The sequence below is a fragment of the Flexivirga sp. G2 genome (assembly GCF_055397625.1).
The window spans coordinates 3,702,902-3,715,453 of sequence record NZ_AP039675.1 but is presented as its reverse complement, the minus strand read 5'-3'; the positions used below and the strand labels follow the sequence as shown (position 1 = coordinate 3,715,453).

The window sequence follows — 12,552 nt, the reverse complement described above, 5'->3', positions numbered from 1 at the left end:
CCGAGTCGTGGTGAATGAACGCAGGAGGGCGAGCACCATCCATCATCCTCGCCCCCCGTCGGCCCGCTGCCGCGAGGCTCGAACAGTCACCGGCCGAGGCGCGCCCGCATCATCGCAATGAACTCCTCGATGGCGGCGTCGGATGCGGCGCGGTCGCCGTCCACCAACATGTCGAACAGCAGCCCCTGGCCGACCGCGAGCGTGAGCCGGGCCAGCCGCCGCGCGGAGGCGGCATCCGTGAGGGTGGCGTATGCCGACTCGAACGCGTCCTGGGTGCGGGTCACGAAGGCGTGTCCGAGCTGCTCGGCATACGGCTTGCCGTACATCGCGTGCGAGGACAGCTCGAAGTAGAGCGCACCGAACGTCTGGGCGTGCTCGGCGGTGATCCGCCAGTTCTCCCGGCCCGCTTCGAAGGGGTCCGGCTCGTTCGCGAACAGCTCGGTCAGCATGGCCGCGTCGGCTTCGATGACCGACTCGATGACAGCGACGAGCAGGTCCTCCCGGGATCCGAAGTGGTAGTGCAGCATCCGCTGGCTGGTGCCGATGGCGGCGGCCAGGGTGCGCAGGCTGGTGTCCCGCACGCCGTGCTCGGCGAAGTAGCCGATCGCCTTGGCCAGCAAGTCCTCTCGGGGTCCGGCCACGCCTCAGTCCTGCTCGGCGAGGCGGGCGAGGGTTTCGCCCTCGGACTGGATCATCCGCCGGGCCTTGCCGGACATCAGCGCACGGATCGCCCACGCCAGGGGTCCGGACCACTCCATGCCGAGGCGGATGACCGTGTTCGCGCCGTCCGGCTCGAGATCGTGTATGCCGGTCGTCGAGACGCCGGGCACCCGGCCGACCCAGGTGAATCCGACACCGGGCTCCCAGCGGGTGATCTCATAGACCGCCTTCGCCAGACCCGGCTGACGCACCTCGAAGCGCGTGCCGACGGCAGTGGGCGACGGTCCACCCACGTGCCGCACGGAGTCGAATGTCGGCAGGTGGTCACCCCAGCGCTCGACGTCGCCGAGGTACTGCCACAAGCGGTCCGCGCTCGCGGTGGAGGATTCGTGGATCTGCAACATGTATCAAATGATACATGGCCGGAACGGCGGATCCGATGCGACGATGCGGTCATGACGAGTTCGGCCGATGACCCTGCCTACTTGGACTACCGCGGACGTCGGGACGTGCTCAGCGGCGGCGCTCGGCTGATCCCGATCGCGACGCCGTCCGGGCAGTTCCACGTCTGGACCAAGCGGGTGGGGAACAACCCGGATCTCAAGCTGTTGTTGCTGCACGGTGGCCCGGGGTGCACGCACGAATACTTCGAGTGCTGTGACAGTTTCCTGCCGGCGGCTGGTGTCGAGTATTACTACTACGACCAGCTCGGATCGACGCGCAGCGATCAGCCTGATGACGAATCCCTCTGGGATCTGGACCGATTCGTCGACGAGGTGGAGCAGGTCCGCACCGCGCTGGACCTGGACGCGAGCAACTTCGTGCTGCTCGGGCATTCGTGGGGCGGCATCCTGGCAATGGAGTACGCGCTGCGGCACCAGCAGCATCTCAAGGGGCTGGTCATCTCCAACATGATGTCCAGCATCCCGGCATACAACGCGTATGCCGAGCGGACGCTCATGCCGCAGATGGACGCGGCGAAGCTGGCACGGATCAAGCAACTCGAGGCGGACGGTGACGTCGACAACCCGCTCTACGAGGACCTGTTGCTGGAGCAGCATTACGTCCACCATGTGTTGCGGATGCCGGCTGGAGAGTGGCCCGACCCGGCACAGCGCGGGATGGACCACATCAATCCGGTGATCTACCGCAAGATGCAAGGCCCGAGCGAACTCGGTATCTCGAGCGACGCGACGCTCGCACAATGGGACCGGACCGACAGCCTCGGCTCCATCACCGTGCCGACATTGGTGATCGGGGCGCAGCACGACACGATGGATCCGGGCTTCATGGCGATGATGGCCGAGCAGCTGCCGGCCGGCCGGCACCTGCACTGTCCGGACGGCAGCCACATGGCGATGTATGACGACCAGGAGGTCTACTTCGCCGGGCTGGTCGATTTTCTCACCGGTCTCTGAGGCCGGGTGCAGCGTCGGGGTTGACTGTGACGTCACGTCACGGTCAATGATCGAAGCATGCGCGTCAAAGAGCTGGCGGATCTGACCGACACCACGGTGCGGACGATCCGCTACTACCACCAGATCGGCCTGCTGTCGGTGCCGGCGCAGCGCGGCAGCGTGCGCGACTACGGTATGGCGCACCTCGCCCGCCTGCTGCGGATCCGTTGGCTGGTCGACTCAGGGGTGCCACTGGCAGTCGTGCGGTCGATGCTCGAGGAACAGTCCGCCGACGACCCGGACGAACTCGCCGCCATACGCACCGACCTGGCGATCGCCCTGGCCGGTGTCGACGAGCGTCTCGAGCAGCTGAGGAGCCAGCGGGATCAGTTGATCCGGCTGCTGCGTACGACCGCCGACGGCGGGCCGGTGTCGCCGATGCCGCGACCGGTGCATCGGATGTACGAACAGTTGATCTCGCGAGCGGGCGACGATGACATCGCAGCGATGATCAACGCGGAGCGGCAGGTAGTCGAATTCGCTTGTTACAGCGGCGAATTGCCGCCAATGGTGGTTGACCTTGCCGAGCGGCTCACCGAGAAGCAGCTTGATCTGATCCTGCCGCTCTTCGCCGAGTTCCGGGACCTGGACCGCGAGATGTCCTCGCTGTCGGCCGACGAGATAGATCGCCGCGTCGACGAAATGGCAACGCACGCAGCAGAATTCGTTGCTTCGCTGGGTTTGTCGACGGACCAGACGATGGCCCTGTTGGAGCAGGCGTCCTACAGCTCCAGTGAATACGTCGGATACGCGACCACCGAACTCTTCCCCAAAGCACTGCAGGAACGCTTCCAGGCGGCTCTCGTGGCCGGTCTGCGGCAACACGACCCGGTGCTCGACACATCGCAAGGAGTGACGTCATGAGCAGTACGACCACCCGGGAACGTCCTCGGGAGATGGATGCGCCGGCAACGGGCGACGTCATCGCCGTGCACGGACTGACCAAGACCTTCGGTCGTTTCCGGGCCGTCGACGGCCTCGACCTGCAGGTCGGCCGCGGCACCGTCCACGGCTTCCTCGGACCCAACGGCGCCGGCAAGACCACCACGATCCGTGTCCTGCTCGGGCTCTACCGGCGGGACGCCGGCGACGTCCGGGTGCTCGACAGGGACCCGGCCACCGAGACTGCGACGATCAACAAGGACGTCTCGTATGTCGCGGGCGACGTCGCGCTCTGGCCGACACTCACCGGCCGGCAGGCGCTCGACGTACTGGCCGGGCTGCGCCGGGCCGCGGGTGGCGACTACGACGAGGCCCGTGAACGCGAACTGATCGAGGCCTTCGCGCTGGATCCGAGCAAGCGAATCCGTACCTACTCCAAGGGAAATCGGCAGAAGGTCATCCTGGTCGCAGCCTTCGCCGCACGGACGCGGTTGCTCATCCTCGACGAGCCGACCTCCGGGCTGGATCCCCTGATGGAGCGAACTTTCGGGGAGTGCGTCGAACGTGCGGTCGCGGACGGCCGGACGGTCTTGCTCTCCAGTCACATCCTCGGTGAGGTCGAGCAACTCTGCGACGCGGTGACGATCATCAAGGATGGTCGGCTCGTGGAGACGGGAGAGCTGTCGCAGTTGCGGCACCTGGCGGCGTCGACGGTCAGCGCAGTGGTGTCGGGGGACGCCGCCGACAGCGTCGCCGCCTCCGTCGAGCACGTGCTGGATGGTGCTTCCGTGGAGCGAAAATCTGTGCAGGACAACATGGTTCGGCTGGAAGCGAGTGTGCCCGAGGAGCACATCGACGCGGTGCTGCAGTGTCTGCTGACCGCGCATCCGCGTGACGTCCGCTGCACGCCGGCGAGCCTGGAGGACCTGTTCCTGCGCCACTACAAGGTGGGGCCGTGATGAGCCGGCACATTGGTCCGGCGCGGGTGGCACTGCGCACGCATCGCCGTCGCATCCTCGCCTGGGCGATCCCGCTGCTGGCGCTGCTCACGATCGTCGCGCCGTCGTATGCCGCGACCTACCCGCGGCTGGATCAGCGGGAGCATCTGATCAGCAGCATGGGCAGCAATGCCGCGACGCGACTGCTCTACGGCCCGCTGCCGGAACCGGGCACGATCGGGCAATTGGTGACCTGGGAGATGGGCACCTACCTGGTCATCGCGACGGCGGTGCTCGCGCTCCTGCTCGGGGTGAGTTTCGGTCGTGGCGCGGAGGATTCCGGCACTGCCGAGCTGGTGCAGGCGTGCGGCTACCGGGCGTCGTCCCGACTGCGTGCGGCGCTCTCGGCGATCACCGTCGTCATGGTCGGACTCGGCGCGTTGGTGGCTGTCGTGCTGCTCGTCGAGACTCCGTTCGTCGACGAGCTGACCTGGCGGGGCGCGCTCGGACTCGGCGCTGTCACCGCGTGCAGCGGGCTCTTCTTCGGTCTGGCCGGTCTGCTCGCCGGGGAGCTCGCCGATAGTTCCGGACTTGCCAAACTGCTTGGATTTGCAGCACTGGCAGCCGCTTTCGCCATACGAGCGATCGCCAATGTGCACGGCATCAGCTCGCTTCGGTGGGTCAGCCCGTTGGCATGGCTCGATGCCGAGGCGCCATACACCCACGATCGGTGGTGGGCACTCGTGGTCTTCGCCGCGGTCTGTGGGCTGATGGGTGCGCTCGTATGGCGGGCCGGGCGCGATCGCGAGTATGCCGCGGCGCCCCTGCACTCCCGGGCCTCCTCCGACGACCGGCTGCGGGTGCACTCGATGCTGGCATTCACCTGGCACCTGGAACGCGCCCGTTGGCTGGAATGGACGGTGGTGGTGACGGCCGTCGCCGCACTCTTCGGTGGGATGAGCGGCAGCCTGATCGATCTGCTCACCAGTGACGAGTCCACCGCCAAGCTGATGCGACAACTGACCGGCCAGCAGCACCTGGATGCGGTGTTCTTCTCGTTCGCCGGCGTGATGATCGGTCTGCTGGTCGGCTGCTACGCGGTGCTGACGGTGCTCGGCAGCGCGTCCGCCGAAGCGGACGGGACCCTGGAGAACCTCGTGGCGACCGGTTCGCATCGCCGTCGCCCACTCCTCGCGCAGGTCGTCGTCGCCGCGACCGGGTCGCTCGCGATGTTGCTGGTGGCCGGCGGTGTCGGTTCGTCGGTGGCACTCAGTCAATTACCCGGCGGAGCGGGCCGAAGCTTCGCGTACATCGTCGGACAATGGCCGGCCGAGCTGGCACTCGTCGGAATTGCCGCGCTGTGCATCGGGATTCGGCGGCAGTGGAGTGTCCTCGCCTGGGTGCCGGTCGTCGGATCCGCGGTGCTGGTCTTCATGGGCTCCGTGCTGCACGCTCCTGGCTGGCTCGAACACACCGGGGTGTTCGCGCACGTCCCGAACTACGCCGATGGGGCGGCACCGACTGTTGGTGCGGTCCTGCTGCTGGGGTGCTTCGTCGCCTCTGCTGCTGTCGGCGCCTGGTGGCGCGGGGCGCGGGACCTGGTCCCGAACTGAGGCGTCATACAAGGATCCCCGCCGGGCGGTGTGCCCGACGGGGATCCTCCCGAGTCATGCGCAGGACGCGCCGATCAGAACGCAGCGGTGCCGTTCGGCGTGCCGAGTCCGGTCGGGCCGTCCCAGCCGGTGCCGGCCTTCGACCAGTACTGGTTGCTGCCGTTGCTACCGGTCGTGACGTCGAAGAGCGCCGACGGGTTCGCGTAGGGCTTGGTGTTGGCGTAGCCGCTGGTGTTGCCGGACAACGCGTAGACGGACGCGACGAGCGGGGACGACAGCGAGGTGCCGCCGTACTGCGCCCACGACGAGGACTGGCTCGAGGTCGGCGCGTAGACGGCGAGGCCGGTGTTCGGGTCGGCGACCGCGGAGACGTCGGCCATGGCACGACCCGAGCAGTGCGTCACCGCGGAGTTCTGCCCGGACGGTGCTGCGTTCGACGTGCTGCAGCCGGATCCCGCGCCACTCCAAGCGGATTCGGTCCAACCACGCGAGTTCGATGCGGCGGAGAGCGAGGTGCCGCCCACTGCCGTGACGTAGTGCGAGGACGCCGGGAAGCTCGCGCCCTGGTAGCCGTCGTCACCGGTCGACGCGGTCACCGCGATGCCCGGGTGATTGTAGTAGCTGCCGTAGGTCGAGTCCGGTGCGTCACCGCCGCCGTACGAGTTGGAGATCGCAACGACCCCGGACACCTTGGCGGCCTGGTTCACTGCGGCTCCGAGGTCGGCGAACGACGCCGACTTCGCTTGCACGAGAACGATTTTGCAGTCCGGGCAGGCAGCCGACACGGCGTCCAGGTCCAGCGCCTGCTCCTGTGACCAGCCGACGTCGGTGCGCGGGAGGCTGGAGGTGCTGCCCGTCTGGCTCATCACGGTCAGGCATCCGTTGGCCTTGGTGCAGGACGACAGGCCGAACTGCGCCCGGTAGACGCCGAGATCACGCTCGGCGTTCGGGTAGCCGTAGGCATCGACGATCGCGACCGTGCGGCCGCCCGACTTCAGCCCGGTCAGCTTGTAGGCGCTCTGGATGTCGGTCGGAGTCTTGCCCGAGATCGAGGTGGGCTTGACCGGCTTGCCGTTCGAGGCGGCTGCCGGCTGCACCCGGCCGCTGCTGCTCACGTTCGCGCCGGCGCCGTTCGTCAGGTGGACCGCGTCGCACGCGGCCGACCCTGCGGCTGCCGTGGCACACGAGTGCACGGCGTGCACGTCGGCACCGTGTCCTGCTGCGGCATGGGCGGCCGGAACGACGCTGCCGAGTGCGCCGGCGGATGCCGCCAGGCTGACGGCGGCGAGCAAGGAAAACTTGCGCATGTGTACTCCTCGGATCAGAACAAGCACAGGAGGCATGCACTCCATCGGAGCGCATTCCTCAGGGATGTGCCGAGCAGGATCGTCCTCTCGGCGACGGCTGAGTCTTGGACACCACCGGGCAGTGGTGCAATAGCCCTGGCGATCTCCTGGAACAACCTTGACTCAGGGTTGACCGGAGTCCCAGCCGGCTCTCAGGAAACCGCCGAACCCGTTGGCGTGGAGAGGATTTCGGCCAGCACCGTTGCGTGACTGAAGTCACTGCGCTTCGCCGCGGTCAGCAGCGTCAGGGCGCCCGAGGCGGCGTGCGCGCGCAGCTCGGCGAGTGCTTGCGCACGCTCCGGGTCGTCCAGCTCGGCGCGGTATCGGGCGGCGAACTCGCCGTACTTGTCCACGTCGTGGGTGTACCACGTGCGCAGCTCGGTCGACGGCGCCACCTGCTTGCACCATTCGTCGAGGGCGGCCTTGTCCTTGCTCAGCCCGCGCGGCCACAACCGGTCGACCAGGACGCGCCTGCCGTCCGCCGGCTCGGGCGCGTCATACACCCTGCGGACCCGGACCGTGTTGTCGCTCATGGGACCCATGATGGGGAGGAATCCGTTGCAGTGCAATCAGTCTCGGGGGTCTCGATACGCGGCTCGTCCCTCACCGCTACTCGACCAGCGGTGGACGCGGCTCGTCCCTCACCGCTACTCGACCAGCGGTGGACGCAGCTCGTCCCCGCATCGCAGCTCGATCAGCGTGTGGGTATGACGAACCCCTCCGGTTGGAGGGGAGGGGACCCGCCGGAGGGGTTCGTCTGCGCTACGCGACCCCGAGGCGCGCAGCGTGTTGCGGTCAGCTGACGCTGACCGCGCTCCAGGCCGCTGCCACGGCCTTGGACTCGGTGCTGTCCGCTCCGTAGAGCGAGTCAGCGGATTTGATCATGCCGGCGCGCAGTTCGGCATACGACATGTCGGAGGTGCCGTAGTCCTTGAGCGCGTTGTACCAGATGTTCGCGGCCTTGTCCTTGCCGATGCCGGTGACGGTGGAGTTGTCACAGGTGGGGCTGTCGCCCCACTCGGACTTGCCGCTGCCGTTGGCCAGCAGGAAGAACGCGTGGTTGCCGACACCGGAGGTGTAGTGCGGGTCCTCGTTCTGAGTGGCGGACGACCAGCAGTCGAGCGAGGCGCCGTCCTTGCTGGGCTCGTCCATGTAGCGCAGCGGCGTGCCGTCGCCGTTGATGTTGATCGTCTCGCCGATGGTGAAGTCGGGCGTGTCCACGGAGCTGTTGGCCTCGAACTCGACCATGGTGCCGAAGACGTCGCTGTTGGCCTCGTTGATGCCGCCGACGTCGCCGTCGTACCCGAGGTTCGCCAGTGCCTCCGAGACACCGTGAGACATCTCGTGGCCGGCCACGTCGATCGCGACGAGTGGTGCGTTGTCGCCCTCGCCGTCGCCATACGTCATCTGCTGACCGTCCCAGAAGGCGTTGACGTAACCGGTGCCGTAGTGGACACGTGACGGCACGCCCTTGCCGTCGTCGAAGATGCCGTTACGGCCGAACGCCTTGTTGTAGTAGTCCCAGGTCATCGCGGCGCCGTAATAGACGTCCGTGGCGGCCGTCGCCCGGTCGTCGTTGCTGCCGTTGCCCCACGCGTTGTCGTCGTCGGTGAACAGGTCGCAGCTGCCGGACTCCGAGTTGTGCATGTCGCAAGCCGAGTTGCCGCCGTGGTTCGGGTCGGTCATCTCGTAGCCGCTGCTGCCCTGGGTGGTCGCGAAGGTCACGTCGCCGAGGGTCAGCGACTTGCCGGTGGCGTCGGCGGCCACGCCCTTGGTGTGCCCGCGGCCCTTGCCGACCGAGGACCAGCTGACGGTCTTCAGACTCTTCGGCGCCTTGGTGGTCAGTGCCGCGGAGTTGCGAACTCCGTTGCGCGCCATGGCCTTCTTGGAGGTCTGCGCCGACATGAGGGACTTCACCATCTCCGAGGAACGGATGGTCTTGCCGGTCTGGGCGTTGACGAGCACGGCCTTGTGACTGGGCGTGACGCCGTCGGCCTGGACGCCGGTGACGACGGTCATCCAAGCGAGCACCGGCTTGGCACCGGTGGCGTCGACGACGAGCTTCGCGGACGTGGCACCCGCAGCGTTGTAGACGTGCGCGCCGCCGATCGCCCGAGTGCGAGAGGCAGCGGCGGACACCTTCGGGGCGGTCGAGACGGAGATCGCGTTGCGCTGGTCGCCGGACTGGCCGACGACCTTGCCGCCCTTGGCGTGGACGACGAAGTCACCGCCGACGACCGGCAGTCCCTCGTAGGTCCGCTGGTAGCGGAAGTGCGACGTGCCGTCCGCACTGGTGGTCGTGGCGACCAGCTGGTATTTGTCGCTCGCCGACGAGGCGATCGACGTGGGGTGCGAACTCAGGAAGGAGCTCACCACCTGGCTGTTGCTGACTCCGGTGGCGCGGTGAACGGCTGACGGTGCCGTCGCAGCGTTCGCGGAGGTGGTGCCGATGACACAACTCGTCGACACAGCGGCGATGCCGAAGAGCATTGCTGTCTTGTTGACTCGCATATACATCCATTCCATCCAAGGTCACGTCGTACGTGACTGATGCAAGCCCGGGGTTGGACTTGCGCCAGAACTATGGGCAGACCGCAGGGCCCGGTGGGAGGCCACTGACGAAGAATTGGTCAAGATTGAAGCTCCCCATACGGAGTCCATGGGAGTGACTTACCCCCGGCATGCGGAAAATTTGGCGAAACCTTGCAAACAAAAGAGATTCGTCGTCCAGGTCACGCTGCCGGGAAGCAGGGCGGTTGTACGGCGCCCGACCGTTGCGGTTCCGGGCCTGTTCCCGTGAGAAGGTCTGTGCATGGATCTCCGCCCTCCGACGGAACTGGTGTCTTCTCGCACGCGCACGATGTGGGCGGTGCAGGGCGGCATCCTCAGTGCCGTGCTGATCGTCGCCGGGGCGGTCACCTGGTTCCTCGCGGACCCGTCCGGTCTGTGGATCGTGCTCGGAATCGCAGTGATTGCAGTCGTTTTCGTTCTCGGCGTGGTGATCACGCCGGCGCTGCGCTATCGCATTCACCGTTGGGAAGTGACCGACGACGCGGTCTACACCCAGCGCGGGCTGCTGACGATCGAGCAGCGCATCGCACCGATCTCCCGGGTGCAGACCGTCGACACCGATCGCGGCGTGCTCGAAAGGCTCTTCCGGCTCAGCTCGGTGACCGTGACCACCGCTTCGGCCAAGGGCGAACTGCGGATCGAGGGTCTGGATGCCGACGTCGCCGAACGGATCGTGCATGACCTGACCATCGTCACCGCGGCGAGCGACGGCGACGCGACATGAGCCAGTCTCATGGTGACAGCGGACAACCCGAGGGCAGCCGTGCCGAAGTCTCCCCTGGGGAGGGTGCGGTCCGGGAGGAATCAATCGCCGGCGGCCACTGGCGTCGACTCAGCACGCGGATGCTGCTGATCCATCCGGTCAAGGAACTCATCCGCTTCCTGCCCGCACTGGTTGCGGTCGTCGTCGCCGGTTCGACCGGCGGCCAGAACTGGTGGGGTCTGCTCGCGGCGGGCGGAGCGATCGCCTTCGGTGTGCTGCGTTGGTTCACCACCCGCTATCGGTTCACCGCTGATCAGGTGCAGTTGCGGCACGGGTTGCTGAGCACGACGACGGTGTCGGCACCGATCGATCGTGTTCGGTCGGTCGACGTCACCGCGTCGGTGATGCATCGGGCGCTCGGCCTGGCCGAGGTGCGCATCGGCACCGGCGCCGGTGAGAAGACGTTGAAGCTGGATGGCCTGACCAGTGCGGAGGCGGCGGCGCTGCGCGGCGATCTGCTGCACCGCGCTGCTGGCGCAACGACGGACGGTGCGGCGCCGGACAGTGCAGCGACAGACGGTCCGGCGGCGGACGGTGCAGAGGTGTCTCGTGCGTCGTCCGGCGGCACCGGTGCAGGGACGCCAGACACGGCGGCATACACCTCAGAAGCTGTTGTCTACCAACTGAATCCGTCATGGATCAGGTATGCACCGTTCGGCCCGGCCGGGCTGGTCGCAGCACTTGCCATCGTCGGTGTCGGCTCGCAGTTCCTCAACGAGTCGGGTCTGGGCTGGGGTGAGGGCGGCCTGATCAACGGCACAGTGAACCGCCTCGCCGCACTCGGCGTGATGGTGGCCGTGCTGGCGGTCCTGGTCGGCGCGCTCGTCGTGGTGACTGTCCTCGCACTACTTGGTTATCTGTTGGCGTTCCACGGTTTTCGGCTGACCCGCGATGGGCGCGGGGTGACCTATCACGTCTCGCGCGGCCTGCTCACCACCCGGGCGACGTCCCTCGAGATCCGCCGGCTGCGCGGGGTCGAGGTCCACCGGCCGGTGCCGTTGCGTTGGGTCGGGGGAGCACGCCTGTCGGCGATCACGACGGGTGTCAAGGAGGACGGGCGTGGGATGAGCACGATGCTGACGCCGCCGTCGCCGGCGTCCGTCGTCGACGCGACAGCGGACGTGGTGCTCGGGCAGAACGCCCTCATCGTGCCGATGCAGGCACATGGTGTCGCCGCGACGCGGCGCCGTTACACGCGTGCGGTCGGGTGCGCCGTGGTGCCGGCCGCCGCTCTCGTCGTCGCCGCCGCGATCTGGGATCTTCCGGTCCTCGCGGTCTGCGCGGTGCTGCCGATCATCGGCGGGGTGCTGCTCGGCCGCAGCCGGGCCCACTGGCTCGGACATGCGGTCACCGACCGCTTCCTCATCACCCGGTCCGGCTCGATCGGTTTGTCCACCAACGTGATCGAGCGCCGCGGAGCCGTGGGGGTCACGGTGCGACGGTCCTTCTTCCAGCGCCGTGCCGGTGTGGCGACGGTGAGTCTGGCGACGGCAGCCGGGAACAAGGACTACCCGGTGCTGGACCTGCCGGAGGACCAGGTCGGCAAGCTCGCGAGCCAGATCGTGCCCGGCCACGTGGAGCAGTTCCTGCGCTGACTGCTGTGGCTCGGGCGCTCAGCCGTTCCGGTGGGTTCGGTAGCTGAGCAGACCCTCGACACCGCGACGGAAGGTGTCGCAGACCGCCTCGGGGTCGGTGAGGCAGCCGGCGCTCATTGCGCCGTCGCGCAGCATGACGAAGTGTCGGGCGGCCGGCCCCGGGTCGATCTCCTCGGCGTCCGCGAAGAGTTCGGTGACGGTGCTCAGGAACCAGTCGCGGTGCGTCAGGACCGCCCGGTGGACCGCGTGCTGCGGGTCGGGGTACTCCGCTGCGGCATTGAGGAAGGCGCAGCCACGGAATCCCTTGCTGCGAATGCCGTCGGTGATGGTCTCGGCGACTCCGCGAATGACCTCGTCGGGTGACGACGCGTCGGCCCGCACCGCGCCGACCTGGGCCCGGATCGCCTGATCCGCCTCGGTCAGGTAGGCCACGACCAGGTCGTCCTTGCTCGGGAAGTGGCGGTAGAAGGTGGCGCGGGTGACCGGTGCGCTGCTGATGATCCGATCGACTCCCACCGAGTGCAGACCTTCGGCGTAGAAGAGTTCGCCGGCCGTGCTGAGCAGCCGTGCGCGTGCTTCCGACATACCTGGGCTCCTTCGTCGGCGGCCTCCGAGATTAGCAGACAGAACGATCGGTCTTGACAACGCCGAACTGTCCGGCCACTCTGGAAGAGACCGATCGTTCTACTTGCGGGGGACGTGCTGCCGCAGCGGCCCGGCCGAGCCT

The 12,552-nt window shown here is 67.5% G+C and carries 12 protein-coding genes; 6 read left to right on the top strand and 6 right to left on the bottom strand.

Annotated elements, in window-relative coordinates; all coding sequences use genetic code 11:
- Positions 1-86: 86 nt before the first annotated feature.
- Together ACZ50J_RS17985 and ACZ50J_RS17980 are read right to left on the bottom strand one after the other, a co-directional pair.
- Positions 87-641 carry a TetR/AcrR family transcriptional regulator gene (locus ACZ50J_RS17985; RefSeq protein WP_464298527.1) on the bottom strand — a complete coding sequence of 185 codons (555 nt, stop codon included), beginning with the start codon at positions 639-641 and terminating at the stop codon, positions 87-89.
- Between the two features lie 3 nt (positions 642-644).
- On the bottom strand, positions 645-1,064 hold the full coding sequence (locus ACZ50J_RS17980; protein ID WP_464298526.1) for an SRPBCC family protein: 420 nt from the start codon (positions 1,062-1,064) through the stop codon (positions 645-647).
- A 51-nt stretch (positions 1,065-1,115) separates the two neighbouring features.
- Here ACZ50J_RS17980 and ACZ50J_RS17975 point away from each other — a divergent pair, with 51 nt between their 5' ends.
- The 4 genes from ACZ50J_RS17975 to ACZ50J_RS17960 are packed head-to-tail and all read left to right on the top strand — an operon-like array spanning position 1,116 to position 5,550.
- Positions 1,116-2,078 carry a proline iminopeptidase-family hydrolase gene (locus tag ACZ50J_RS17975; protein WP_464298525.1) on the top strand — a complete coding sequence of 321 codons (963 nt, stop codon included), beginning with the start codon at positions 1,116-1,118 and terminating at the stop codon, positions 2,076-2,078.
- Between the two features lie 57 nt (positions 2,079-2,135).
- A complete protein-coding gene (locus ACZ50J_RS17970; RefSeq protein ID WP_464298524.1) occupies positions 2,136-2,981 on the top strand; it encodes a helix-turn-helix domain-containing protein in 846 nt (281 codons plus the stop codon).
- Positions 2,978-3,958 carry an ABC transporter ATP-binding protein gene (locus ACZ50J_RS17965; protein WP_464298523.1) on the top strand — a complete coding sequence of 327 codons (981 nt, stop codon included), beginning with the start codon at positions 2,978-2,980 and terminating at the stop codon, positions 3,956-3,958. Before ACZ50J_RS17970 ends, ACZ50J_RS17965 begins: the two co-directional genes overlap by 4 nt.
- Positions 3,958-5,550, top strand: coding sequence for a hypothetical protein (locus tag ACZ50J_RS17960; protein ID WP_464298522.1), 1,593 nt, complete (start codon positions 3,958-3,960; stop codon positions 5,548-5,550). The genes ACZ50J_RS17965 and ACZ50J_RS17960 overlap by 1 nt, the downstream gene beginning before the upstream one ends.
- A 74-nt stretch (positions 5,551-5,624) precedes the next feature.
- On the opposite strand, the gene ACZ50J_RS17955 is transcribed toward ACZ50J_RS17960, so the two are convergent.
- From ACZ50J_RS17955 to ACZ50J_RS17945, 3 genes are all read right to left on the bottom strand, one after another.
- The gene (locus tag ACZ50J_RS17955; protein WP_464298521.1) at positions 5,625-6,857 is read right to left on the bottom strand and encodes a S53 family peptidase; all 1,233 of its coding nucleotides are present in this window, start codon (positions 6,855-6,857) and stop codon (positions 5,625-5,627) included.
- 191 nt (positions 6,858-7,048) lie between these two features.
- Positions 7,049-7,429, bottom strand: coding sequence for a DUF488 domain-containing protein (locus ACZ50J_RS17950; protein WP_464298520.1), 381 nt, complete (start codon positions 7,427-7,429; stop codon positions 7,049-7,051).
- Positions 7,430-7,691: 262 nt separating this feature from the next.
- The gene (locus ACZ50J_RS17945) at positions 7,692-9,407 is read right to left on the bottom strand and encodes a M4 family metallopeptidase (RefSeq protein WP_464298519.1); all 1,716 of its coding nucleotides are present in this window, start codon (positions 9,405-9,407) and stop codon (positions 7,692-7,694) included.
- Positions 9,408-9,708: 301 nt separating this feature from the next.
- Here ACZ50J_RS17945 and ACZ50J_RS17940 point away from each other — a divergent pair, with 301 nt between their 5' ends.
- The gene (locus ACZ50J_RS17940) at positions 9,709-10,191 is read left to right on the top strand and encodes a PH domain-containing protein (protein ID WP_464298518.1); all 483 of its coding nucleotides are present in this window, start codon (positions 9,709-9,711) and stop codon (positions 10,189-10,191) included.
- Entirely contained in the window at positions 10,188-11,825 is a 1,638-nt protein-coding gene (locus ACZ50J_RS17935; protein ID WP_464298517.1) for a PH domain-containing protein, read from the top strand. Before ACZ50J_RS17940 ends, ACZ50J_RS17935 begins: the two co-directional genes overlap by 4 nt.
- Positions 11,826-11,843: 18 nt before the next feature.
- On the opposite strand, the gene ACZ50J_RS17930 is transcribed toward ACZ50J_RS17935, so the two are convergent.
- Positions 11,844-12,410, bottom strand: coding sequence for a TetR/AcrR family transcriptional regulator (locus tag ACZ50J_RS17930; RefSeq protein WP_464298516.1), 567 nt, complete (start codon positions 12,408-12,410; stop codon positions 11,844-11,846).
- Positions 12,411-12,552 lie beyond the last annotated feature (142 nt).

Excerpts from the sequence above, each read along its gene's own strand:
- ACZ50J_RS17980 (WP_464298526.1), bottom strand. The coding sequence starts at position 1,064 with ATGTTGCAGATCCACGAATCCTCCACCGCGAGCGCGGACCGCTTGTGG.
- ACZ50J_RS17975 (WP_464298525.1), top strand. The coding sequence starts at position 1,116 with ATGACGAGTTCGGCCGATGACCCTGCCTACTTGGACTACCGCGGACGT.
- ACZ50J_RS17970 (WP_464298524.1), top strand. The coding sequence starts at position 2,136 with ATGCGCGTCAAAGAGCTGGCGGATCTGACCGACACCACGGTGCGGACG.
- ACZ50J_RS17965 (WP_464298523.1), top strand. The coding sequence starts at position 2,978 with ATGAGCAGTACGACCACCCGGGAACGTCCTCGGGAGATGGATGCGCCG.
- ACZ50J_RS17960 (WP_464298522.1), top strand. The coding sequence starts at position 3,958 with ATGAGCCGGCACATTGGTCCGGCGCGGGTGGCACTGCGCACGCATCGC.
- ACZ50J_RS17955 (WP_464298521.1), bottom strand. The coding sequence starts at position 6,857 with ATGCGCAAGTTTTCCTTGCTCGCCGCCGTCAGCCTGGCGGCATCCGCC.
- ACZ50J_RS17950 (WP_464298520.1), bottom strand. The coding sequence starts at position 7,429 with ATGAGCGACAACACGGTCCGGGTCCGCAGGGTGTATGACGCGCCCGAG.
- ACZ50J_RS17945 (WP_464298519.1), bottom strand. The coding sequence starts at position 9,407 with ATGCGAGTCAACAAGACAGCAATGCTCTTCGGCATCGCCGCTGTGTCG.
- ACZ50J_RS17940 (WP_464298518.1), top strand. The coding sequence starts at position 9,709 with ATGGATCTCCGCCCTCCGACGGAACTGGTGTCTTCTCGCACGCGCACG.
- ACZ50J_RS17935 (WP_464298517.1), top strand. The coding sequence starts at position 10,188 with ATGAGCCAGTCTCATGGTGACAGCGGACAACCCGAGGGCAGCCGTGCC.
- ACZ50J_RS17930 (WP_464298516.1), bottom strand. The coding sequence starts at position 12,410 with ATGTCGGAAGCACGCGCACGGCTGCTCAGCACGGCCGGCGAACTCTTC.